At 71.7% G+C, this 23935-nt stretch carries 16 protein-coding genes and 1 CRISPR repeat array; of the genes, 14 read left to right on the forward strand and 2 right to left on the reverse strand.

Annotated elements, in window-relative coordinates; genetic code table 11:
* Positions 1-170 precede the first annotated feature (170 nt).
* Together FHX40_RS00005 and FHX40_RS00010 are read left to right on the forward strand one after the other, a co-directional pair.
* On the forward strand, positions 171-920 hold the full coding sequence (locus FHX40_RS00005) for a DUF3027 domain-containing protein (RefSeq protein WP_244941574.1): 750 nt from the start codon (positions 171-173) through the stop codon (positions 918-920).
* 108 nt (positions 921-1028) lie between these two features.
* Positions 1029-4139 carry a sacsin N-terminal ATP-binding-like domain-containing protein gene (locus tag FHX40_RS00010; RefSeq protein ID WP_142257678.1) on the forward strand — a complete coding sequence of 1037 codons (3111 nt, stop codon included), beginning with the start codon at positions 1029-1031 and terminating at the stop codon, positions 4137-4139.
* 52 nt (positions 4140-4191) lie between these two features.
* Here FHX40_RS00010 and FHX40_RS00015 read toward each other — a convergent pair whose 3' ends face one another.
* Positions 4192-4545, reverse strand: a complete 354-nt coding sequence (locus tag FHX40_RS00015; protein WP_229788777.1) for a DUF2530 domain-containing protein — start codon at positions 4543-4545, stop codon at positions 4192-4194.
* Between the two features lie 267 nt (positions 4546-4812).
* On the opposite strand from FHX40_RS00015, the gene FHX40_RS00020 reads away from it, so the two are divergent.
* Positions 4813-6243, forward strand: a complete 1431-nt coding sequence (locus tag FHX40_RS00020; RefSeq protein WP_142257679.1) for an NCS2 family permease — start codon at positions 4813-4815, stop codon at positions 6241-6243.
* Positions 6244-6330: 87 nt separating this feature from the next.
* On the opposite strand, the gene pdxR is transcribed toward FHX40_RS00020, so the two are convergent.
* Positions 6331-7824, reverse strand: a complete 1494-nt coding sequence (gene pdxR / locus FHX40_RS00025; RefSeq protein WP_142257680.1) for a MocR-like pyridoxine biosynthesis transcription factor PdxR — start codon at positions 7822-7824, stop codon at positions 6331-6333.
* 140 nt (positions 7825-7964) lie between these two features.
* Here pdxR and FHX40_RS00030 point away from each other — a divergent pair, with 140 nt between their 5' ends.
* The 11 genes from FHX40_RS00030 to cas1e all read left to right on the forward strand — a co-directional run bounded on the left by FHX40_RS00030 (position 7965) and on the right by cas1e (position 23932).
* A complete protein-coding gene (locus FHX40_RS00030; protein WP_142257681.1) occupies positions 7965-8417 on the forward strand; it encodes a carboxymuconolactone decarboxylase family protein in 453 nt (150 codons plus the stop codon).
* A 328-nt stretch (positions 8418-8745) separates the two neighbouring features.
* Positions 8746-9195 carry a MarR family winged helix-turn-helix transcriptional regulator gene (locus tag FHX40_RS00035; RefSeq protein ID WP_142257682.1) on the forward strand — a complete coding sequence of 150 codons (450 nt, stop codon included), beginning with the start codon at positions 8746-8748 and terminating at the stop codon, positions 9193-9195.
* Positions 9196-9215: 20 nt separating this feature from the next.
* On the forward strand, positions 9216-10673 hold the full coding sequence (locus tag FHX40_RS00040; RefSeq protein WP_306465703.1) for an MFS transporter: 1458 nt from the start codon (positions 9216-9218) through the stop codon (positions 10671-10673).
* A gap of 555 nt (positions 10674-11228) precedes the next feature.
* On the forward strand, positions 11229-12032 hold the full coding sequence (locus tag FHX40_RS00045) for an SAM-dependent methyltransferase (RefSeq protein WP_142257683.1): 804 nt from the start codon (positions 11229-11231) through the stop codon (positions 12030-12032).
* Between the two features lie 56 nt (positions 12033-12088).
* Positions 12089-15292: direct repeats of the CRISPR family, unit length 29 nt; unit sequence CGGCTCACCCCCACGTGCGTGGGGAGGAC.
* A gap of 201 nt (positions 15293-15493) precedes the next feature.
* Positions 15494-18223 carry a CRISPR-associated helicase Cas3' gene (cas3, locus tag FHX40_RS00050; RefSeq protein WP_142257684.1) on the forward strand — a complete coding sequence of 910 codons (2730 nt, stop codon included), beginning with the start codon at positions 15494-15496 and terminating at the stop codon, positions 18221-18223.
* Positions 18224-18252: 29 nt separating this feature from the next.
* Complete coding sequence (gene casA / locus FHX40_RS00055; protein ID WP_142257685.1) at positions 18253-19791, forward strand: type I-E CRISPR-associated protein Cse1/CasA; 1539 nt, start codon at positions 18253-18255, stop codon at positions 19789-19791.
* Positions 19791-20459 (forward strand): type I-E CRISPR-associated protein Cse2/CasB, encoded by a 669-nt coding sequence (casB, locus tag FHX40_RS00060; RefSeq protein WP_142257686.1) that lies wholly within the window; start codon positions 19791-19793, stop codon positions 20457-20459. Before casA ends, casB begins: the two co-directional genes overlap by 1 nt.
* A complete protein-coding gene (gene cas7e, locus FHX40_RS00065) occupies positions 20456-21577 on the forward strand; it encodes a type I-E CRISPR-associated protein Cas7/Cse4/CasC (RefSeq protein WP_142257687.1) in 1122 nt (373 codons plus the stop codon). Before casB ends, cas7e begins: the two co-directional genes overlap by 4 nt.
* On the forward strand, positions 21574-22314 hold the full coding sequence (gene cas5e / locus FHX40_RS00070) for a type I-E CRISPR-associated protein Cas5/CasD (RefSeq protein ID WP_142257688.1): 741 nt from the start codon (positions 21574-21576) through the stop codon (positions 22312-22314). The genes cas7e and cas5e overlap by 4 nt, the downstream gene beginning before the upstream one ends.
* A complete protein-coding gene (cas6e, locus tag FHX40_RS00075) occupies positions 22311-22937 on the forward strand; it encodes a type I-E CRISPR-associated protein Cas6/Cse3/CasE (protein ID WP_142257689.1) in 627 nt (208 codons plus the stop codon). Before cas5e ends, cas6e begins: the two co-directional genes overlap by 4 nt.
* The gene (cas1e, locus tag FHX40_RS00080) at positions 22934-23932 is read left to right on the forward strand and encodes a type I-E CRISPR-associated endonuclease Cas1e (RefSeq protein ID WP_142257690.1); all 999 of its coding nucleotides are present in this window, start codon (positions 22934-22936) and stop codon (positions 23930-23932) included. The genes cas6e and cas1e overlap by 4 nt, the downstream gene beginning before the upstream one ends.
* The last annotated feature ends 3 nt before the right edge of the window (positions 23933-23935 follow it).

A 23935-nucleotide genomic window follows, 5' to 3' on the forward strand; every position in this document is an offset into this window, starting at 1 on the left:
CTCGTCGGCCTTCGTCCTATCGCACCGGCTCGGTCCCGTCCGCTCGTGGCATGGGGGAAAATTGAACCGTGAGTCGTACCCGCACCCGAACCCCCGTCGCCGACCCGGCCTGCGTGGGACGCCGTCGACCTGGCCCGGAAGGCGGCCGAGGAGATCGCCCGCCGGGTGAGGTGGGCGAGCACCTGGGTTTCGACGTCGAAGGCGATCGCGTCATCACACATTACTTCGCCTGCCTGGACCGGGCCTACCGTGGGTGGCGGTGGGCCGTCACCGTGGCGCGCGCCGCCCGCGCCCGCCACGTCACCGTGAGCGAGACCGTGCTGCTGTCCGGCGAGGGCGCGCTGCTGCCGCCCACCTGGGTGCCGTGGAGCGAGCGGCTGCGCCCGGGGGACCTCGGGGTCGGCGACATCCTGCCCGCCCCGGCCGACGACGACCGGCTCGTGCCGGGCTACACGTCGGCCGACGACGAGTGCGACCACCAGATGATCTGGGAGCTCGGCCTGGGCCGGGCCCGCGTGCTCTCCGCCCACGGCCGTGACCTGGCGGTGCGCCGCTGGTACGGCGGCGACCACGGCCCGCACACCCCGATCGCCTACGCGGCCCCGGCGCAGTGCTCGACCTGCGGCTTCTACTGGCCGCTCGCGGGCTCGCTCGGGCACATGTTCGGCGTGTGCGCCAACGAGTACGCGCCGGACGACGGCCGCGTGGTCTCGGCCGACCACGGCTGCGGCGCCCACTCCGAGGCGGCCGTGCCGTCCCCGGCCACCGAGACCGCCCCGCCGATCCTCGACGACATGGGGTACGACCTCATGGACGAGCCCGACGAGCTGCGCGCGGGCGAGGAGGGCAAGCCCGGCGAGGACGAGGTGCCGCCGGGTTCGGTGGACGAGACCGCCTCCGAGCCGTTCGGCCATTCCTGACCCGAGAAGTGACGGCGGCGTCCGGCGGACCGGGCGTCGCCGTGTCGTTTGCCGGGCCGGCCGTACCGCCGGCCCCGTCACCAGGACCTTCGACAGGAACGCAGACTCATGAGCGACACCTTCGACACCGCGCGGATCCGGCGGACCGTGCTCGCCGCGTGGGCCGCCTCCCCGGCGCGGTTTCGCGAGGACGCGAACGCCGAGGAGGACTTCGCGCTCGGCGGCTACCGCGACCGGCTCGTGGTCGAGCTCGCCCAGAACGCGGCCGACGCGGCGGCGCGGGCCGGCATCTCCGGGCGGCTCCGCCTCACCCTGCGCGACGGGGTGCTCATTGCCGCGAACACCGGCGCGCCGCTCGACGCCGCCGGGGTGGCGAGCCTCGCCACGCTGCGCGTGTCGGACAAGCGCGGCGAGACGAACGTGGTCGGCCGCTTCGGGGTGGGCTTCGCCGCCGTGGTGTCGGTGTGCGACGAGCCGCTGATCTATTCCCGGGCCACCGGGGGCGTGCGCTGGTCCCGCGCCGAGACCGCCGAGCTGGTCGCCGCCGAGCCCGCGCTCGCCGAGGAGCTCGCCGCCCGCGACGGGCACGTGCCGCTGCTGCGCCTCCCGTTCCCCGCCGAGGCCGAGGTGCCCGAGGGCTTCGACACCGTCGTGGTGCTGCCGCTGCGCGACGAGGCCGCCGAGCGCGCGGTACGGCGCATGCTCGAGGAGACCAGCCCGGCGCTGCCGATCGCCATGCCGTCGCTCGGCGCGATCGAGATCGAGCTCGACGGCGAGATCCGCACGGTCACCGCCGAGGGCTGGCGGGTGGTCGAGGCGTCCGGCCGGTTCACCCCCGAGCAGGTGGCCGAGCTGTTCGCGGACCGGCCCACCGAGGAGCGCACCCGGCCGTTCTGGCTGGTGCGCTGGGCCGTACCGGTCGGGGACGGCGCCACCGGTACGGCGGGCGAGCCCGGCCCGCTCCCCAAGGACGTGCGGCCGGTGGTGCACGCGCCCACGCCCAGCGACGAGCCGCTCGACCTGCCCGCGCTGCTCATCGCCACGTTCCCGATGGCGACCGACCGCCGCCACGTCGCGCCCGGGCCGCTCACCGACTTCCTCGTCGAGCGGGTCGCCGAGACCTACCTCGACCTGCTCGCCGCGCTGCCGCGCACCCCGCGGCTGCTCGACCTCGTGCCGGGGCCGATCGGCCGGGGCGAGCTCGACGCCGCGATCCGGCGCGCGATCCTGCGCCGCCTGCCCGACACCCCGCTGCTGCCCGCGCTCTCCCCGCCCGCCGACGACGAGGACGGCACCTCCGGCTGGTCCGCCGGGGACCGCCCCGCCACCGCCGCCACCCCCGGCGACGGCGCCGAGGCCCCGTGGATCGTGTCCGGGCGGCAGGCCTCGGTGGTCGCCGGGCCCGCCGAGTTCCTCGCCAAGATCGCCGAGTTCGTGCCGGGGCTGCTGCCCGCGGGCTGGCCGTACCGGAGCCCGGCGCTGACCGCGCTCGGGGTGAAGCGGGTGGAGCTCGCCGACGTGGTCGACATGCTCTCCGGCGAGGCGGTCGAGGACAAGGACCCGGCCTGGTGGCGGTCGCTGTACGAGGTGCTGCCCGCCGACGACCTGGAGGCGATCGGCGCGATCCCGGTCCCGCTCGCCGACGGCCGCCTGGTGCGCGGCCCGCGCGGCACCCTGCTCATGTCCGAGCCGGGCGCGCGCATCGACCCCGAGGTGCTCGCCCCGCTCGGGCTGCGCATCGTGCACGCCGACGCCGCGCACCCGCTGCTGCTGCGGCTCGGCGCGGCCGAGGCCACCCCGCGCACCGTGCTGGAGGACCCGCTCACCCACGCCGCGGTGACCGGGTCGCTCGACGCCGACGACCCCGAGCCGGTGGCGCAGGCCGTGCTCTCCCTCGTCGAGGCCGCCGGGCTCACCCCCGGCGAGGCCCCCTGGCTCGCCGAGCTCGCGCTGCGCGGCGCGGACGGCGAGCTGTACCCGGCGAGCGAGCTGCTGCTGCCGGACGGCAAACTCAGCAAGATCGTCGCCCCGGACTCGCCGTTCGGGGTGGTCGCCGCCGACCTCGTCGCGCGGTACGGCCCGCGGGTGCTGGAGGCGGTCGGCGTGCTCGACGGCTTCGCCACGGTCGCCGACGCGGACGTGCTGCTCGACCCGGACGAGTGCGACCACGCGCTCGACCGCGAGGACGAGTGGCTCGAGGCGATCCGCGAGCTGCTGCCGGACGCCGACGTGCCGCCGATCGGCCGGGAGTTCTACGCGGTGCGCGACCTGGAGTTCGTCGCCGACTGGCGGGGCGCGCTCGAGCTGCTCACCCGGCCGCCGCTGCGCGCCGCGCTGCAGCCGATGCGGGTGCTCGCCGGCGGCGAGATCGTCGAGGTGCCCTCCTACACCGCCTGGTGGCTGAGCACCCACCCGGTGCTCGACGGCCGCCGCCCCACCACGCTGCGCGTGCCCGACGGCGACCCGCTGCTGTTCGGCCTGTACGGCGACGCGCCGGAGGGCATCGACCGCACCGCGCTCGCGCTGATCGGCGTGCGCACCACGCTGGCGGACCTGCTCGCCTCGCACGGCGGGCCGGACGAGCTGCTCGGCCTGCTCGCCGACCCGGAGCTCGAGGTCGACCGGGCCCAGCTCCGCGCGCTGTGGACCGCGATCGCGGCGGTCCCGCCGGAGCGGGTGCGGCCGCCCGCGGCGGTCCGGGCCGTGCTGGGCGGGGAGATCGTGGTCGCGGACGCCGAGGACGGCGCCGTGATCGGCCCGGACGGCACGCCGGAGGGCGCCGAGCCGCCCGGCTGCCCGGTGGTGGTCGAGGCCCCCGACCTGCTGCCGCTCGTCGCCTCCCGGCCGCTCGTGCTCGCGCCGTTCGACCTCGCCGAGGCGCTGTCGGAGGTGCTCGACCTGCCGCTCGCCGGGGAGATCGTGCCGGGCGAGGTCACCTCGACCGGCGTGGAACGGCCGGTGCCCCCGCAGGTCCGCTCGCTGCTGCCGACCGCCCCCGCCACCTATGTCGAGCACGAGCGGCTGCTCGTCGACGGTAAGCCCGCCGCGTGGCGGTTCCACGAGGGCGTCGTGCACGCCTCCGGGATCGAGGGGCTCGCCCGCGGCCTGGCCTGGGCGAGCGGCCAGTGGAGCGACCGCCTCGCCGTGGCGGCGTTGCTGCACAACCCCGAGGCGGTCCCGCTGCTGCTCGCCGAGGCCGACCTCGACGGCTCCGCCTGACCGAGCCTGAGCCGCCCGGGCGCACGGTCCCGCCTGGGCGGCGCGGGCCAGGTCAGCGGTTGTGCTCGGCGGGCGGCACCGCGTGCGGCTCGGCCGTACGCGCCTCGCCGGCCGTGCCGTTCGCCGACGTGTGGCCGGTGGCGGGTTCGCCGGTCGGCGCCCCGGTCCGCTCGTCGGTCGCGGGCCCGATCGGGTTACGGGCCTTGTAGCGGCGGGAGTACCACAGCCCGAACAGGCCGCCGCCGATGCCGGCCACGCAGGTCCAGACCCACCAGGGCTCCGCCACGGCGGGGCGCGCGATCAGCAGCACGACCAGCGCGATCGCCCACAACGCGGTGCCGACGAGGAACGTCGCCGTGTCGTTCGTCTTCATCGGCTGCAGGTCCGGGCGCTTCGGCTGGCTCACGTCTCAAGACTAAGCGACGGCCTCAGCCGGGGGCCGGAAGCGGGGAGGGCCAAAGCACCTGGTAAGAGCGGTTACGGTAACGTGAGCGTGGTTCGGTGCTGTGCGAAGCAGCGCGGGCCGCGAACGAATTGGTTGCGATCCCGTCACCGTCCTTCGGCAGGTCTTCCCGCATGTGAAACCGGCTGTCACGCTGCGCGCGTGAGCGTCACACGTGCCGCACCTTCCCCCAAATCCCCCAGTCCCCCAAAAACACCCTCGAGTAGTTCAATGGACCGTTTCTTCCGCATCAGTGAGCGTGGCTCCACCATCGGCCGCGAGATACGCGGCGGCCTCGCCACGTTCTTCACGATGGCGTACATCGTGGTGCTGAACCCCCTGATCATCGGCACCGCGCAGGACGCCGACGGCCAGTACCTCGGCGACGGCTCCGCGCCGAACTTCGCCCTCGTCGCCGCCGCCACCGCGCTCGTCGCGGGCGTGCTCACCATCGTCATGGGCCTGGTGGCGAACGTCCCGTTCGCCATCGCCGCCGGGCTCGGGATCAACGCGTTCCTCGCGTACGGCATCGCCTCCCACATGTCGTGGGAGGACGCGATGGGGCTCGTGGTCCTTGAGGGCATCGTCATCACGATCCTCGTGCTCACCGGCTTCCGGGTCGCGGTGTTCCGCGCGATCCCGACCGAGCTGAAGACCGCGATCAGCGTCGGCATCGGCCTGTTCATCGCCCTGATCGGCTTCGTGGACGCCGGGTTCGTGCGGTCGGGCAGCGGCGTGCCGGTCGAGCTCGGCATCGGCGGCACGCTCACCAGCTGGCCCGTGCTCGTCTTCGTGATCGGCCTGCTCGTCACCGCGGCCCTCGTCGCCCGGCGGGTCCGCGGCGCGATCCTCATCGGCATCGTCGGCATGACGATCCTCGCGATCATCGTCGAGGCGATCGTCGGCGCCGGCGGCTCGCAGACCGCGGACGGGCAGCCCAACCCCGGCGGCTGGCGGCTGAACGTGCCGCAGCTCCCGGAGAACATCATCAGCCTGCCGGACTTCTCGCTGCTCGGCCAGTTCAGCCTGTTCGGCGCGTTCGGCAAGGTGTCGGTGATCTTCGCGCTGCTGCTCGTCTTCACGCTGCTGATCACCGACTTCTTCGACACCATGGGCACGATCGTCGGCGTGGGCCGGCAGGCCGGTCTCGTGCAGCCGGACGGCACGCTGCCGAAGACCCGGGAGATCCTGCTCGTCGACTCGGTCGCCGCGATGGCCGGCGGCGCCGCGTCCGTCTCGTCGAACACGACCTACGTCGAGTCCGCGGCGGGTGTCGGTGAGGGCGCCCGCACCGGTCTGGCGAGCGTGGTCACCGGTGTGCTGTTCCTGCTCGCCACCTTCCTGTCGCCGCTGGTCGAGGTCGTGCCGCACGAGGCGGCCGCGCCCGCCCTGGTCGTGGTCGGCTTCCTGATGATGACCTCGATCAAGGAGATCGACTTCAGCGACTACGAGGTCGCGATCCCGGCGTTCTTCACCATCGTCCTCATGCCGTTCACCTACTCGATCGCGAACGGCATCGGCGCCGGCTTCGTCTCGTACGCGCTGATCAAGGTCATCAAGGGCAAGGGCCGCGAGGTCCACCCGCTGCTGTGGATCGTCGTCGTGCTGTTCGTCCTCTACTTCGCCCGCGGCGCGATCGAGATCCTGTTCGGCGTGTCCTGACGCCGCATCGGGCCGTCCCGGGGCACCCGCTCCGGGGCGGCCTTTCCTCTTTGCCCGATCCGGCCCGGGTACGGCCTGCCGTACCGGTCACCCGGCCGCCGCCTCGGCGGCCGTCTCCGCGGTGGCCGCGCGCACGGCGGCCGCGAGGCGGCGCAGGCCCTCGTCGATGCGCTCGAGCGGGATCGCGCCGTACCCGAGCACGAGCCCGGGCCGGTGCGGGCCGGGCTCGGCGTGGAACGCGGACAGCGACTCCACCCCCACCCCGAGCTGCCGGGCGCGGGCCACCGCCTCGCCGAGGTCGGCCGCCGCCCCGGGGGCCAGGTGCGCGCACAGGTGCAGCCCGGCCGCGGAGGGGACCGGGTCGAGCAGGCCGGCGAGGTCGCGGCGGAGCACGGCGAGGATGCGCCGGTGCCGGGCCGCGTAGACGCGGGTCGCCTTGCGGATGTGCCGGGCGAGCAGCCCTTCGTCGATGAAGTCCGCCATCGCCGCCTGCTCGTGGTACTGCCCGTGCCAGTCCGCCAGCCGTTTCGCGGCGAGCAGCGCGGGCCGCAGCGAGGCCGGGGCGACGAGGAAGCCGAGCCGCAGCATCGGCAGCGTCGACTTGGAGAACGAGCCCACGTAGATCACCCGGCCGCCCCGGTCGAGGCTCTGCAGCGGCTCCAGCGGCCGGTCGGAGAACCGGAACTCGCTGTCGTAGTCGTCCTCGATCACCGCCGCGCCGTGCCGCTGCGCCCACTCCAGCAGCGCCGCCCGCCGCGCCGCCGACATCGGCGTGCCGAGCGGGAACTGGTGCGACGGCGTCACGTAGACCAGCCGCGTCCCCGGCGGGATCGCGGCCACGTCGATGCCCTCCGCGTCCACCGGCACCCCGGCCACGCGGGCGCCGAGCGAGCGGAACAGCAGCCGGGCCGGTGGATAGCCCGGCTCCTCGACCGCCACCAGGTCGCCCGGCTCGATCAGCACCCGCCCGACGAGGTCGAGGGCCTGCTGCGCGCCCTGGGTGACGATCACGTCGTCCGCGCCCGCGCGCACCGACCGGGAGACCCCGAAGTGCCGCGCGATCGCCGCCCGCAGCCCGGCATGCCCGGCCGGGTCCGCGTACCGGCCGTCGGCGAGCGTCGCGGCCCGCAGCCTGCGGGCGACCAGCCGTCGCCACGACTCCAGCGGGAACAGCGTCGCGTCCGGCACGCCCAGCTTGAAGTCGTACGGCAGGGCTTCCCCGGCGGCGCCGCGCGGCCACACCGGGATCGTCCGCCACACCGGCCGCGGCGCGATGTCGCCCGGCGGGGCCTCGCGGGCCGGCGCCCCGGGCGTGCCGCCGCCGGTCCGCTGCGCGGCGGGCGGGCTGAGCGAGACGAACGTGCCCACGCCCACCCGGCCGGTGACGAACCCTTCGGCGGTGAGCCGGTCGTACGCGGCGGCGACCGTGTTGCGTGAGACTTGGAGCCGTTCGGCCAGCTCGCGGGTGGGCGGCAGCCGGTCGCCCGCGCGCAGCCGGCCGTCGAGGATCGCCTCGAGCAGCTGCCGGTAGATGCGGGCGGCGAGGTCGCCACGGCCGGTAAGGGTGACGTGCACCTCCATCGCCCGCGCCCTCCCGATTGGCCCAATGGACTTCGCTGGAAATTGGATCTTATGTGCGACAAATGACCTCTCTATGGTGGGGCACGGTCCAATGGGGGGCCGGTACGGCCGTGCCGTACCGGCGACGAGAGGAGACCGGCATGACCGCACGCATGAACATCGCCGAGCTCGAGCCCGGCGCGTACCAGGCGATGCTCGGCCTGGAGAAGTACCTGAGCCGGTCCACGCTGCCGAAGTCGTTGCGGTACCTGGTGGAGCTGCGGGCCAGCCAGATCAACGGCTGCGCCTACTGCGTGGACATGCACAGCCGCCAGGCGAAGGCGGAGGGGGAGAGCGACGCGCGGCTGCACGCGGTCGCGGTGTGGCGCGAGGCGCCGTTCTTCGACGAGCGGGAGCGCGCGGCCCTGGAGCTCACCGAGGCGGCCACCCGGCTGAGCGACGGCCACGGGGTGCCCGACGACGTGTGGCAGCAGGCCGCGAAGCACTTCGACGAGCACGAGCTCGCCCAGCTCGTGGTGCTGATCGCCACGATCAACGCGTGGAACCGGATCGGCGTCACCACGCACATGGTGCCCGAGTCCTACAAGGGCTGAGCGAATCCGGCCGGACACGAGGGGCGGCGGTGCGTACGGGGACCGCACCGCCGCCTTCGTCGTGCCGGGCCGTGGATGGTTTCGTGCCTCGTGGCGGTTGAAGTGATGGGTGGTTCGTCCGAGCTAATGGCGATACGCGCAGTGTGAGCCGATATCGGGGGCTTGCTTCGCATACGGGCGGATGTTCGGGTCATCCTGGAAGGACGGCGCCGAGGCCCGGCGGGTCGTCGGATGGGGGACGGCGGTGCACCGGCGGAGGCTCGGGAGCCGCGCCCTGCCGGAAGGGGAATAGGATGACGGACCCGATTGTTAGCAAAGGTAATGACTTATGCTAACGAATTCACCCAAGACGAGCCTGCGCGGCGATGCGAGGCTGGCCTCGGCGCTGCGCGTATCCCTGACCAGGCTCAACCGGCGGCTACGAAGGCAGGCCGCCGGGCACTCGCTGACACCCACCCAACTCGCGACGCTTGCCGCCGTGGAGCGGCATCCCGGAGTGACCCCCGGCGAGCTGGCCGAGCACGAGAAAATGCAGCCGCCGTCGATGACCCGGGTGATCTCCGTGCTCGTCGAACGCGGATTGGTCGAGCGCACACCGCACCCGACCGATCGTCGCCAGGTGACCGTGACCTGCACCGAGGCAGGGGCCGCGCTGCTGCGCCGGGAACGGCAGATGAAAGAGGCCTGGCTCGCGCAGCGGCTGAAGGAGCTCTCGCCGGAGGAGCGGGAGGCGCTGCGGGCGGCGGCGCCGGTGCTGGAGAAGCTGTCCCAGATGTAGGCGCGGGCGGTCCACAGGCTGTGGACGACCCGGAGGGCGAACCCGAAGCCCGGCCGGTGGACGGCGCGCCCCGGGCGGCGGCGGACGCCACGGCGGCCGGCCGTACCGGCGCGGTGCCCGCGCCGCGGCACCCCGGCGACGCGCCGGTCGCGCCCGCCGAGGCCGAGGTACGGCCGGGCCGTACCGGTGCGGACGACGCCGAGGCCGAGGCCAAGGCCGCCAAGGAGCACGGCGGCATGTTCCGGTCGCTGCGCATCCGCAACTACCGGCTGTACGCCACGGGCGGCGTGGTCTCGAACGTCGGCACCTGGATGCAGCGCACCGCCCAGGACTGGCTCGTGCTCGACCTCACCGGGGGCAGCGGCACCGCGCTCGGCCTGACCACCGCACTGCAGTTCCTCCCGGTGCTGCTGTTCGGCCTGTGGGGCGGCGTGATCGCGGACCGGTACCCGAAGCGGCCGCTGCTCGTGATCGCGCAGACCCTCATGGGCCTGCTCGCGCTCACCACCGGCGTGCTCGTGGTGACCGGCACCGCGCAGGTGTGGCACGTCTACCTGATGGCGTTCGCCCTCGGGCTCGTGGCCTGTGTGGAGACCCCGACCCGCCAGTCGTTCGTGGTGGAGATGGTCGGCCCCGACGACCTCACCAACGCGATCGCGCTCAACAGCTCGAGCTTCAACCTGGCCCGGGTGGTCGGCCCGGCCGTCGCCGGCATGCTCATCTACTGGCTCGGCGGCACCGGACCGATCTTCCTCATCAACGCGGCCTCGTTCGCCGCGGTGATCGGTGGCCTGCTGCTCATGCGCCGCTCCGAGCTCCACCCCGCCCCGCCGGTGCCCCGGCGCAAGGGCCAGCTCCGCGAGGGCCTGCGCTACGTACGGCAGAGCCCCGAGCTGCTCATGCCGGTCATCGTCGTGGCCTTCATGGCGCTGTTCATGCAGAGCTTCTCGACGAGCATCGCGCTCATGGCGCGGCAGGAGTTCGGCCAGGGCGCGTCCTCGTTCGGCATCGCCTCGAGCGCGTTCGCCATCGGCGCGCTCGCCGGTGGCCTCATGGCCGCGCGGCGGCGGCGCCCCACCCGGCGGCTGCTGCTCGGCGGCGCGGCGTGCTTCGGGCTGGGCCAGATCGTGGCCGGGCTCGCCCCGGTCTACCTCGCCTTCCTCGTGCTGCTCGTGCCGGTCGGCATGGCGCTCATCACCGCGAACACCACGGCGAACGCCACCCTGCAGCTCGGCGCCTCGCCCGAGATGCGCGGCCGGGTCATGGCCCTGTTCACCCTCGTGTTCACCGGCGGCGCGCCCATCGGGGCCCCGCTCATCGGCTGGATCGCCGAGATGGCGGGCCCGCGCGTCGGCATGATGGTCGCCGGCCTGCTCTGCCTCGCCGGCATCGCCTCCGCCCCGATGCTCACCCGGCTGATCGCCGGCCGGCGGCGCACGTCATCGCGCGTCGCCGTCGCCGCGGGCCACGCCTCCTGACCGCCCGGCCCGCGCCGGTCCGTCCCGCGACCCCCGCGGCCTCCGCGCCGCGGGGTGCGGGCGGCCCCGATGAAACATCCACGTCGATGCCATGTCGCAGAATCGTCACGAGATGAGATCGTGATTTCCATTGACAGGGAAACGCGGGTGTAACAGGATTCGCGCAGGCCGGAAAGTCGTGCGCACGCGTATTCGGGTGTGCCGCCTGCACCGTCATCGCTTCCGCGACACCCGCCGCCCACTTCCGCGGGGCCTCGGGGCAAAGCGCCCGGGGATCGTGCGGCAAGCGAAATGCGCGGGACGGCGGCGCCGTATTCCGCGTACGAAAACGGCGTACGACCTTTGGGTACGGCCGCTTGGCGCCCTCGACCGGGCCGCCGGGTCGGGCGGCCCCGTCCGGCAGGTGATCGGGCCGGTCACCGCGCCTACCGGGGCGGGGCAGGGCCTGCGCCGCCGTGCCGTACGGCCAGTGCACCATCGTTGCCCTTTTTCGCGACTGTTTTGTGAAGGTGAGCGGCGTATCCTGGGTGCCCGGCCTTTTATCTAGGGGGATTCGTGGGTGAGAGGTCGCTTCCGACGTTCGATCCATCGACACCGGCGGAGCCGCGCATCTACAACTACCTGCTCGGCGGCAAGGACAACTTCGCGGTCGACCGCGAGGTCGCCGACAAACTGGTCTCGAAGCGGCGGTATATCGGACGCTGGCAGTACCCCGCCATCGAAAACCGGCGCTTCATGGAGCGTGCCGTCCGCCACCTCGCCGAGGCGGGCGTCCGCCAGTTCATCGACGTCGGCTGCGGCTTCCCCACGGAGAAGGACAACGTCCACCAGATCGCCCAGGCCGTCGACCCCTCGGCCCGGGTCGTGTACGTCGACTACGACCCCGAGGTCCACGTGCACTTCCGCACCATGCTCGACGGCGTCCCGAACACCGTGGCGATCCGCGCGGACGCCCGCGGCCCCAAGGAGATCCTCGCCCACCCCGACCTGACCGCCCTGATCGACCTCGCCGAGCCGGTCGCGATCCTCCTCATCGCCATCCTCCACCACATCCCCGACGAGGACGACCCCGACGGCGTCGTCGCCTGCTTCCGGGACGCCATGGCCCCCGGCGGCTACCTCGTCATCTCCCACCTGACCAGCGACGGCCCACCCCCCATCGCCGCCCGCCGCTTCGAGCAGGCCTTCGAACCCGTCCGCGAGTCGATGACGTTACGCACCCGCGACCGCATCCGCTCCTTCTTCGGCGACCTCGAACTGATCGACCCCGGCCTCGTCGACGGCGGCCACTGGCGCCCCGACGAGGACGAAACCCCACCCTCCAACTGGCTCGCGGTCGGCGTGGCCAAGAAGCCTTAGCCCGGTCTGCCGAGCGTCCCAGGGCGGAGAGCGCGATAACACCCAGCGTGCCTAAGTAACGCACCCCCACGTGCGTGGGGAGGACTCAGGAACGAGGCCCGGGATTACGCGTTCCAGCGGCTCACCCCCACGTGCGTGGGGAGGACGTCGGAGGCCGCGTCGGCGGTCTCCGACGTGCCGGCTCACCCCCACGTGCGTGGGGAGGACCACGTCCCGGATCGCCTCGACGTGCCGGGCGGCGGCTCACCCCCACGTGCGTGGGGAGGACTAGACGCTGACGGCATGATCAGGCTCCGGGAAAGGCTCACCCCCACGTGCGTGGGGAGGACCCGAGGTCGAGCGCGATGGTGTCGGCCAGCGCCGGCTCACCCCCACGTGCGTGGGGAGGACGCCGGCACCGACCGGGCGAAACTGGTGAACGCCGGCTCACCCCCACGTGCGTGGGGAGGACCGGGCCTTGAGCGGGCCCGTGGCCAGGTGGACCGGCTCACCCCCACGTGCGTGGGGAGGACGCCCCGCCCTCCCCTCTGGGGTTGGGCGGGGCCGGCTCACCCCCACGTGCGTGGGGAGGACTCCACCTCGACCCGGGCGCGGACCGTTGCGACCGGCTCACCCCCACGTGCGTGGGGAGGACTCGATCGCAGCCGCGTTTCGCTCGGCCGGGTCCGGCTCACCCCCACGTGCGTGGGGAGGACGCGAGTTTCCAGCCGCCTGCCTTGTTGATGGCCGGCTCACCCCCACGTGCGTGGGGAGGACGTCACCGTTTGGCCCGCCTGCGCCGGGCCGTCCGGCTCACCCCCACGTGCGTGGGGAGGACCCCCAGCGGGGCGCTGGGGGCCGTCTGGGGGGCGGCTCACCCCCACGTGCGTGGGGAGGACGTCGGCTTGGTCGGCGTCGGTCCATGGCCGGTCGGCTCACCCCCACGTGCGTGGGGAGGACGGAAAGATCGTCATCGTGTTCCGGTTCTGATCCGGCTCACCCCCACGTGCGTGGGGAGGACGACAACTCGCGCAGCCGCTGCCCGTAGGTCGCCGGCTCACCCCCACGTGCGTGGGGAGGACAGCCGGATAGCCTGTCGGGTGTCCTTGCGCGACGGCTCACCCCCACGTGCGTGGGGAGGACGATAGCCCGACGGAAGGTCTCCGCCGCTTCTTCGGCTCACCCCCACGTGCGTGGGGAGGACGCAAGTCCCTGGTCACGGGCCTGGTCGCTCACCGGCTCACCCCCACGTGCGTGGGGAGGACAGCACCCCGTCGGCGACCAGCCGACCGAGCTGCGGCTCACCCCCACGTGCGTGGGGAGGACTTTCGCCCACCCCCAGCCTCTTGTAATTTCTGCGGCTCACCCCCACGTGCGTGGGGAGGACCGTGTATGGCTGAACTCGGGACATTGGCCCGCCGGCTCACCCCCACGTGCGTGGGGAGGACGGCCTGCTCGGCGAGCCGGCGCAGCCGGTGCGCGGCTCACCCCCACGTGCGTGGGGAGGACGGCCGGGGGTGGCTCCTCATCAGCTGGCAGGACGGCTCACCCCCACGTGCGTGGGGAGGACCAGCGCGGACGGCTGGTCAGCATCCCGCTGATCGGCTCACCCCCACGTGCGTGGGGAGGACTTTCGCGGGCCGTGGCTGTCGCTGGTCGGGCTCGGCTCACCCCCACGTGCGTGGGGAGGACCGCTGACGCCGAGCCGTGCCGCCGCTGTGTGCGGCTCACCCCCACGTGCGTGGGGAGGACGAAACTTCGCTCAGCCAAGCGCGCTCTGGAGTGGCTCACCCCCACGTGCGTGGGGAGGACCGGCGGGGGCGGGGGTCGTGCGCGCGGACCAGCGGCTCACCCCCACGTGCGTGGGGAGGACCGGAACCGGCGCCGGTAGGTGCGCCAGTGCGCCGGCTCACCCCCACGTGCGTGGGGAGGACGGGCACAACTCCGGGTTGCCCGCCTCCGGAATCGGCTCACCCCCACGTGCGTGGGGAGGACGGCTTTTTGTCCGCCTCTGGGGCGGAAGTGAACGGCTCACCCCCACGTGCGTGGGGAGGACCTCCCGGATCAGGAGCAGCCCGGCTCCGTACGCGGCTCACCCCCACGTGCGTGGGGAGGACACTGACTACATCGCGCGTCGCCTGGCCGTCGACGGCTCACCCCCACGTGCGTGGGGAGGACGGCATCTTCACCGCGGGTTTCTCGAACAGCGCAGGCTCACCCCCACGTGCGTGGGGAGGACCCCAGCCGACACACACCCCCTCTGACCTGCGGCGGCTCACCCCCACGTGCGTGGGGAGGACGGCCAGTCCTTGCCGAGCACGCTGCCGGCGTGCGGCTCACCCCCACGTGCGTGGGGAGGACGAAGGCCTTCGGCAGGTCGCCGCCGAACCCGGCGGCCTCGGCTCACCCCCACGTGCGTGGGGAGGACGCGGCCGAGGCGGCCTTCCGGGCGGTGGACGACGGCTCACCCCCACGTGCGTGGGGAGGACTGGCTGGGCGGAACGTAGGTCGCCTCGTACAGCGGCTCACCCCCACGTGCGTGGGGAGGACGCCGATGTTCTCGGCCGGGGTGGCCGAGAAGATGGCTCACCCCCACGTGCGTGGGGAGGACGATCGGTCTTCCATCCGAGGATCCGTCGTACGCGGCTCACCCCCACGTGCGTGGGGAGGACAAGATCGCCAAGGACAACGGCATAACCGACGCCGGCTCACCCCCACGTGCGTGGGGAGGACATGGCCGCGATCGACTCGGACGACCGGACAAACGGCTCACCCCCACGTGCGTGGGGAGGACATCGCGGCGTACCGCGGCGGGCGGCCGGAACGCGGCTCACCCCCACGTGCGTGGGGAGGACTGCACGTACATGCCGATGCGGACGGCCGCCTGCGGCTCACCCCCACGTGCGTGGGGAGGACGATCCCGGACGACCGCACATTCCCCGAACTCCGGCTCACCCCCACGTGCGTGGGGAGGACGGCTCGCTGCCGGTGGCGATGCGCCGGGACACCGGCTCACCCCCACGTGCGTGGGGAGGACACCACCCGGTCGAAGGCGCGGTCCGACACCGACGGCTCACCCCCACGTGCGTGGGGAGGACTCCCGCACAGCGCGGAGATCCGCGCCAGACGGCGGCTCACCCCCACGTGCGTGGGGAGGACGTGTCCAGCGCGCCGACGATGGCTTTGATCTGCGGCTCACCCCCACGTGCGTGGGGAGGACTCGATCGGCCTCGGCCAGCGTTCCCGCTCGGCCGGCTCACCCCCACGTGCGTGGGGAGGACCCTTCGCGACCTGCGATGTTATCGGAGCGCTGTCGAGTTTTCGAGAGGGCAGCAGGTCTTGGGTCGGCGAATGTTGACATAATCGTGAACGTTGTACACGTCTGGCAAAACTATGAAATTGTCGCCATCAGGGTCTAGAGTGATTGGCCATCACATGACGTACATGTCGCCTGTAGCTGGGCTTGAGCTGAGGCAGGTGGTATGGCCGACAGTCCAGATGTTGATCTTGAGCTGTGGGGCAAATCCCGAGGGTTACGGGGCAGCAGGTACCCGCTGATCTGCCACCTACTCGACACGGCCGCCGCGGCAGAGGCGCTGTGGGACGGCTACATCTCCCCCGGCTTGCGGCGGGTTGTGGCCGCCGAGCTTGGCGTGGACGAAGGGCGGGCGCGTGGCCTGTTGGCCTACTGGGCCGGGTTGCATGACATCGGTAAGTGCACGGCGGGGTTTCAGAAGCAGGACGAGGATGGATTCGCGCGGCTCAACGGCTATCCGAGCGTAGATGCCGAGGCGATTAAACATGCGTTCGCCGCTCATGTGTGGCTGGGGCAGGCCTTAGTGGGTGCCGGGTATCGCACCGGCCGCAAATCGGCGCCGGCCTTCCGGGTCGCTCAGTTGCTCGGCGGGCACCATGGGACATTCGCCCCCTTCAACCACTGGGAGTTCACCGACCCGCTTGGCTCGGTCCCGGCTCTCGGCGAGGGGCGTTGGGAGGAACAGCGTCAGGCGATCGCCGAAACGGTGTATGAGCTGGTGGGGCGACCGGAGCCGCCGCAGCGGATCTCCGCCGCCGGAGCCGCGCTGGCGTGTGGTCTGGTGATCCTCGCGGACTGGCTGGTCAGCCAGGACTCCTTCCTGCTCGAGCGAATCGGGGAAGGGCTTCCGAAACGCGGCGACGTCTCCGGTCTGAAGCGCCACCTGAGTCGTAGTCGGGCGGTGCTCCCGGCGGTGCTGCGCGAGGCCGGACTGGGGCGGCTCGGCTTCAAGCCGGGCGGGTTCACCGACGACTTCCCGTTCCAGCCGAATGACCTGCAGAAATCGCTCAGTGAGCGACTGCCCGCCCTCCTCGACGGGGATCCAGGTCTGCTGTTGATCACCGTGCCGATGGGGGAGGGGAAAACCGAGGCGGCCTTATTCGCGGGCAGGCTCATGGGCGAGGCGGCGGGGATGCCGGGCTACTTCTTCGGCCTGCCCACCATGGCAACCTCGGATCAGATGTTGCGGCGGGTGGACGAGTTCCGCTCACGCCGGGTCGAAGGGGCCGATTCCCTGACCCTTCTCCACAGCATGGCCTGGCTGAACGCCGCCTACACGGGTGAGGGCGAGGAATCCGGCGTCCTGACCAGCGATCCGATGGCGGCTCGTTGGTTGATGGGCAGCAAACGCGGGCTGTTGGCCAATCTCGCGGTAGGCACGATCGACCAGGCGCTGCTGGCCGTACTGCGGGGCAGGCACAACGTACTCCGGATGCTCGGCCTGTCCGGGAAAGTCCTGATCGTCGATGAGGTGCACGCCTATGACGCGTTCATGCAAGGCCTGCTCAAGCGGCTTCTGGAATGGCTGGGGGCGTTGCGGGTTCCGGTCGTGCTGTTGTCGGCCACGCTCCCGGCGGGAGTGGGCCGCCGGTTGGCCGAGGCGTACCTCGTAGGGGCGGGCATCCGCGACCCGCAGGTGCCGCAGGTCGTCTATCCGGGCTGGATCTACGCCAGCCCGAAGCATGCGGCGTCGGTGCCGGTGCGGTGCCCGGAACGGCGCTTGCGGGTTGAGACTCGGGACGTGCCTCTCGATGCCGAGGGGCGGCCCGACCGGTCCGCAGCTCTTCGGGAAGCCCTCGGCCCATTGGTCCGCGAGGGGGGCTGTGCGGCGGTCATCTGCAACACCGTCGCCGAAGCGCAGCTCACCTATCTGGCCCTGCGTGAGTGGCTCGACGAGGTCGTGCCGGCCGAGGCGGACGCACCGCAGTTGCGGCTGCTGCACTCGAGGTTCGAGGCTCATCGGCGCGAGAAGATCACCCAGGAGGTGGTGAGCTGGTTCGGCAAGGACGCCGCGGACCGCTCCCGCCGGTCGGCGATCCTGGTCGCCACGCAGGTGATCGAGCAATCGCTGGATCTGGACTTCGATCTGGTCGTGAGCGATCTGGCGCCGATCGCCCTGCTGCTGCAACGGGCGGGCCGGTGCCACCGGCATGCCAAGTTCGATGCCGAACGGCCGCAGTGGGCGAGGGACATGCGGCTGGTGGTGCTCAACCCCGTCGACGCCGACGGAAAGCCGGTGGTGCCACGGGCATGGCCGTTCGTCTACCCCGCCGCGCTGCTTCGCCGTACCCGGGAGGTGCTCGCGCGCCTGCCGGAGGGGCGGGTGATCATTCCCGGCGACGTCCAGGGTTTGGTCGATCAGGTATACGACGAGTCTTTCGGTGATGCGGACACCCCGATCACCGAGGAGGACCTGGAGCGGCTCGCGGATGAGCAGACCAAGGACCTCTACGCGCAGATGGCGGCGATCCCGGCCCCGCTCGGTATCGACGACCTGTCGAAGCTGAGCGGCGACGACTTCGTGACGGAGTACTCCACCCGCTTGGGGGCCGACTCCGGGCGCATCGTCTGCTGCACGAGGGACGCCGACGGCCGGCTCATGCTCGGTGACGAGTCGCTTCCCGTGGACCCGCAGGGCAAGAAGGGCGACCGAACCTGGTTCACGAAAGACCAGGTACGGCTGGTGCTGAACCACAGCATTCCGGTCCCCGGCACGTGGCTGCGTGGCGCGTCCGACGGTGCGGCGACCCCGCCCACGTGGGCCGCGAGTCCGCATCTCAGCGAGATCGTGGTGGTCGAGCTGTCCGGAGAGCAGGGTGTGGGTCTACTCGGGGATCGCGAGGTTCGTCTGTGCAAGGACCTCGGATTGTCGGACCTGCCCGCTGGCGTCTGCTGACGCCGACCGTCCTTAGGTGCGAGAGTGCGATGTCCTACGACTTACTGACCCGTGCTTGGATCCCGGTACGGGAAGGCGAGACCCGCTCGAAGATCGGCCTCCGAGAGCTATTCCTGCGTGCGCACGAGCTGACGGACATCGAGGCGTCACCCCCACCTGCCGCGTCCGGGCTGTGGCGGGCGCTGACGGTGATGGCCGCGCGCATTACCGGCCTGGACGACACGTCCCTGCCCATCGAGGAGTGGGGCGAGCTGCAGGGCGAGGTGTTGGACGCAGGGCGGTTCGATCCGGCCGCGGTGGAGAAGTACTTCGCCAAATTCGCGGGGCGCTTCGACCTGTTCGACGAGGACAGGCCGTGGCTGCAGGATCCCCGGCTCCGGGAGCAGTGCAAGACGAGCTCGGGCGTGAACAAGCTGGTCCTCTACCGTCCCGCCGGCAACAACCAGGTGTGGTTCAACCACGTGACCGCCCGGAACCCGCTCCCGGTTCCGGCCGACGAGGCCGTGTTCCACCTGCTGATTCAGCTCTATTACGGTCCGTCCGGCCAGTGCACGCCGAGGACGGTGAACGGAGTATCGGAGAGAAACACCAAGGCCGGGCCGCTGCGGAGGACGCTTTCGTTCCACCCGCTCGGCCGTACCGTGTTCGAGTCGCTCGTCGCCGGTATCCCTCCGGCACGCGAGCTCGATACGGGAGGTGTGGATCTCGCTCCTTGGGAGGCCGACGAGCTACCGGACCCCCTGGGCGTGCCGCCCAAGCCGAGCGGCATCGCGGGTGTTCTGACCGGCCGGTTCCAGCACGCCGTGCTGCTGGAGGGTTCTCCGGACGGGGAATCGGTGACCGATGCCTGGATTACATGGGCGTGGCGGAATCGGGACCTCCCGGCCAGGGATCCCTACCTCGTCTACCACCAGACCAAGGACGGGGAATACCTGCCGCTCTCGGCCGAGGCGCATCGGGCGCTCTGGCGGGACTTCGACTCGCTGATCCTGGAGGACGTGGGCGACGACCGTCGGCGTCGCCCCGTGGTGCTGGCAGCGGTCGAGGATCTGCGGGGCACGCTGCTGCCCGTGCTACGTGTCCGGGCCTTCGGTGTCGACCAGGACGGCCAGACGCGGGACAAGGAGTGGGTCACAGGTGTGACCCCTGCGCTGCTGGCCTTGGCGCGGGAACCGGAAGTGGCGCGGGCGGTCAGCGAGATGCGGCAGGCGGCCGAGCGGGTCGAGGTTCACCTCCGGGGCGCGTTGCGTCAGGCCTGGATTGCGATCAACGACCCCTCCAACGGCGATGGCAAACCCCAACGCAAGGACATCTCCGAGGGGCCATGGCCTGGGAACGCGTCGTTCCGGTACTGGCCGCGCGCCGAGCGGATCTTCTGGCGGCGGGTGCGCGAGCGGGAGTTCGGCCGGGCGGTGGAGGAGTTCCTGCGGCTGGCGCTTGAGATCTATGACGAGGTGACCGACAGCGCGGGCATGCTGCCGCGGGCCAAGCGAGCCATCGAGCTTAAACGCGGACTGATCTTCAAAACTCGCAAGCCGGGTGGCAAGACCGGCCGAGGTGACGGGTGATGGTGAATCTGAAGGTAGCGGACGCATACGTGGCCCATGTCCGCAGGCAGGTGCGGGAACCGGGACGGCGCGCGGCCCTGCGCCGAAGTCTGGGGCGGCCCGTGGAGGACGTCGTCACTCGCCTCGCACACGCCGTGGTCGCTCCGTGGCTGCCCGCCGACCGGACCTGGCATGCGGTGGAGAGGGCCTATTACTCGGTCGCCGCGCTGATCGCCGCGCAGCCACGTGACCGACAGAGTGCGAACACGACGGCGGAGCCGGACGAGGAGGAGAGCGTCAGCGAACCGTCGTCCGACGAGAGGGCCGGCGACGACAGCGCTAAGGCGGCGACAAAGGCGATCCAGCGGCCAACGGTGAGCCTCGGCGGCACACTCGGCCAGGCCGTACGCGACAAGAAACTCAACGCCGACTCGATAGAGGCCCGGCTCCACCTGCTGTGCCGGCAGGACGTCGCCGGGCTGCACCGGATGCTGCCCGGTCTGTTCCACCAGATGGCCGCCAAGGAGGTCACCCCCGACTGGGGGCGGCTCCTGGTCGATCTGGCCCGGTGGGAGCGTGATCGCGACCACGTGACCAAGCGGTGGCTACAGGACTACTACCGGGCGATCCACAGAGACGACGAGCACGAGCAGACCGACGACAACGACTCAGAGAGCGAGGACCGGTGACCACCCCGCGATTCTTGGACGTGCATGCCCTGCAGACCGTGCCGTTCGCGAACCTCAACCGCGACGATCTGGGCTCGCCGAAGAGCCTGGTGTACGGCGGGGCCACCCGGACCCGGGTGTCGAGCCAGTGCTGGAAGCGCGCCATTCGGCTGGAAGTCGAGCGGGCCATCGGGGACCCGGCGGTCAGGACGCGCCGGGTACCGGCCGAGATCGCGGCGCGGCTGCGGGCCCGCGGCTGGTCCGAGGAAGCGGCGCAGGCCGCGGGGAATCAGGTCGTGCTGTCGGCCAACAAGAAGGAAGGGCTGAAGCTGGAGGACAACGGCGGCACATCGGTGCTGCTGTACCTGCCCAAGGCGGCGCTCGACGCCCTGGCCGATCTGGCCGAGGAGCATCGGGAGGCGATCGAGACGACCATCGGGCAGAAGAAGCCGAAGCCGGTGCTGCCGGTGGACAGGGTCGGTGAGCTGCTGTCGGAACGCAACGGCGTCATCAACCTGTTCGGGCGGATGCTGGCCGAGCTGCCCGGGGCGGGGGTGGACGGTGCGGTACAGGTCGCGCACGCGTTCACCACGCACGAGGTGGCGCCGGAGATCGACTTCTTCACCGCGGTGGATGACTGCCTGCCCGAGGACGCTGTCGGCAGCGGCCACATGAACAGCGCGGAGTTCAGCGCCGGCGTGTTCTATCGGTACGCCAGCGTGGACCTTGCGGGGCTGCTGGCCAACCTGGGCGGGGACGCTTGCATGGCCAAGGAGCTGTCCTCCGAGTTCTTGCGTGCGTTCATCTCCTCGCTGCCGACCGGCAAGCAGACGGCCACGGCCGCCAACACACTGCCCGATCTGGTGCACGTGGTGGTGCGTACGGACCGGCCGATCTCGTACGCGGCCGCGTTCGAAGCGCCGGTCCGCCCGGAGAACGGCATCGCCGAGCCGTCCCGGGCCCAGCTCGCCCGGCATGCCGCGCGGCTGGAGCGGCTGTGGGGCACGAAGGGCGTCGTGTATCGCGGCTACGCGTGCATCGACGAGAAGCCGCTGAGCGGGCTGGGGGACCCGGTGGAGTCCTTCGACGAGCTGGTCGAGGGGGCCGTGACGGCCGCGTACGGAGGTTCCGCGCAGTGAGCGGCCTGGTGCTGCGGCTGGCCGGGCCGCTGCAGTCCTGGGGCGAACACAGCGTGTTCGCCCAGCGCGACAGCCTGCGCTTCCCGACCCGATCGGGGCTCATCGGCCTGCTGGCCTGCGCCGAAGGGCTGCCGCGTGGCGCGCCTCTGGCCCGTTACGATGCGCTGCGGTTCACCGTGCGGATCGACCGTCCCGGCGTGCGGATGGTGGACTTCCACACCATCGGAGGCGGCATGCCGAAGGGCGTACCCCGGCCCGACGGCAACCAGCGCCCGGGTGGGCCCAACGCTATGGTGACTCGGCGCCAGTATCTGGCGGACGCCGTGTTCACCGTGGCCGTGGAGGGCCCGACGGATCGGCTGGCCGAGATCGCCGAGGCGCTGCGCAACCCCCGCTGGCACCCGTACCTGGGGCGACGCTCCTGCCCGCCGGACCAACCGCTGCTGCTGCGGGCGGACGTGGCCGATCCCGTGGGCGAGCTGCACACCCGGGTGCCGGTTGCGCGGCGACTGCGTGAGCAGGAACCGCCTGAGGCGGAGTTCGTGGTCGAGGATCACCCGGACGCCGCCGGCGCGGTCACCGAAGTTGCCGACGTCCCGCTGAGCTTCAACCGGTACGACCGGCGGTATCGCACGCGGACGGTGAGCATCGTCAGCCGATCGCTGCCGAAGGAGCTGTTCGTGACCGGCGAGCGGTTCTGGGAGCGGCTCGTTGCCTACATGGAGGAGGAGCGGTGACGGCCTGGCTGATGCGCATCCTGCCCGACCTGCGCCGCCGGGACGTCAACGACGACCTGGCCGACCTCGACCGGCTGCACAAGCGGTTGATGTCGCTCGTCCCCGACGGCCTGGGGGAGAACGCCAGGGCCAAGGCCGGGGTGCTGTTCCGCCTCGAGGAGACCCGGCAAGGCATGCAGCTGCTGGTGCAAAGCACGGTGAAGCCCGACATCGGGCGGCTGCCGGACGGTTATGGGGAGATCGCGGTACGCGAACTGGGAGCGCTGCTGGATCGGCTGCGGCCCGGTGCGCGGGTGCATTACCGCATCGCCGCCAATCCCTCCAAGCGGCTCGGCAAGAGCGCGGGCAAGGACGCCGGCAAGGTGAAGCCGCTGCGGGGCGCCGCGGCCGAGGAGTGGTGGGTGACCAAGGCGGCATCGCACGGCCTGGCCGTCGCTACGGTGACCTCGCAGCCACGCCCGGACATCCGCGCCAAGGGCACCGCCGTGCGACACGCCGTGGTCCGGTTCGACGGAATCGGCGTGGTCACCGACCCCGACGCGCTGCGCGCAGCCGTACTGACCGGGATCGGCCGTGGCAAGTCCTACGGCTGCGGGCTGCTGAGCCTGGCCTGGGCGCGATGACCGGAACCGCGCGGCGTAGACTCGCCGCCCCCACCCTGGCCATGCTGCCCAGGATCGCCGATTCGCTGTCGTTCCTGTACGCCGAGGCCGTGCGCATCGTGCAGGACGACACGGGAGTCTGCGCCCAGGTCGAGTCGCCCAAGGGGGTGGACCGGGTGAACCTGCCGACCGCCGCACTGGCCTGCATCCTGCTCGGCCCCGGCACCTCGATCACCCAGCCCGCGATGGCCACGATCGCCCGGCACGGCACCTCGCTGGTATGCGTCGGCGCCGGTGGGGTGCGCAGCTACGCGGGGATCATGCCGGCGTCGCTCACCACGCACTGGCTGGAAAAGCAGGTGCGCGCCTGGGCCGACGACCAAACCCGCCTCCAGGTGGCGATCCGGATGTACGAGATGCGGTTCGGCGTCGGCACCGCACCCGCGGGCGCCACCCTCGCCAAGCTTCGCGGCCTGGAGGGCCAACGAATCAAGGCCCTCTACCGGATGCTGGCGACCAAGCACGGCATCAAACGTTTCAAACGCAACTACGACCCGGACTCGTGGGACAGCCAGGACTCGATCAACAAGGCCATGTCGGGTGCCAACTCCTGCATGTACGGCGTCGTTCACGCTGCCGTGCTGGCGCTGGGCTGCTCCCCTGCACTGGGCTTCATCCACAACGGCACACAGATGTCCTTCGTCTACGACGTCGCCGACCTGTACAAGGCCCGGGTCACCATCCCACTCGCGTTCTCGTTGCACGCATCCGCCGATCCGGAGCGTGAGGCTCGGCGGCGGCTCCGGGAGGAGTTCCGCGCGCTGAAGTTACTGCCGCAGATCGTGGCCGACATCCAGACGCTGCTCGACCCCGAGAGTACTCCCGCAACGGCGGGCGACCGCAGCGTCGATGTGGTCCACCTCTGGGATCCGCATCTCGGCCCGCTTCCCGCCGGTGTGAACTATGGCGTTGATTCCTTTGACGCATACGACTCGTTCGACCTGCAGGTGGAGTGAGCG

It is taken from the genome of Thermopolyspora flexuosa, from assembly GCF_006716785.1.
Taxonomy (GTDB): domain Bacteria; phylum Actinomycetota; class Actinomycetes; order Streptosporangiales; family Streptosporangiaceae; genus Thermopolyspora; species Thermopolyspora flexuosa.

Bases quoted from the DNA above. Each gene is read 5' to 3' on its own strand.
- FHX40_RS00010 (WP_142257678.1), top strand. From the start codon at position 1,029: ATGAGCGACACCTTCGACACCGCGCGGATCCGGCGGACCGTGCTCGCC.
- FHX40_RS00020 (WP_142257679.1), top strand. From the start codon at position 4,813: ATGGACCGTTTCTTCCGCATCAGTGAGCGTGGCTCCACCATCGGCCGC.
- pdxR (WP_142257680.1), bottom strand. From the start codon at position 7,824: ATGGAGGTGCACGTCACCCTTACCGGCCGTGGCGACCTCGCCGCCCGC.
- FHX40_RS00030 (WP_142257681.1), top strand. From the start codon at position 7,965: ATGACCGCACGCATGAACATCGCCGAGCTCGAGCCCGGCGCGTACCAG.
- FHX40_RS00035 (WP_142257682.1), top strand. From the start codon at position 8,746: ATGCTAACGAATTCACCCAAGACGAGCCTGCGCGGCGATGCGAGGCTG.
- cas3 (WP_142257684.1), top strand. From the start codon at position 15,494: ATGGCCGACAGTCCAGATGTTGATCTTGAGCTGTGGGGCAAATCCCGA.
- casA (WP_142257685.1), top strand. From the start codon at position 18,253: ATGTCCTACGACTTACTGACCCGTGCTTGGATCCCGGTACGGGAAGGC.
- casB (WP_142257686.1), top strand. From the start codon at position 19,791: ATGGTGAATCTGAAGGTAGCGGACGCATACGTGGCCCATGTCCGCAGG.
- cas1e (WP_142257690.1), top strand. From the start codon at position 22,934: ATGACCGGAACCGCGCGGCGTAGACTCGCCGCCCCCACCCTGGCCATG.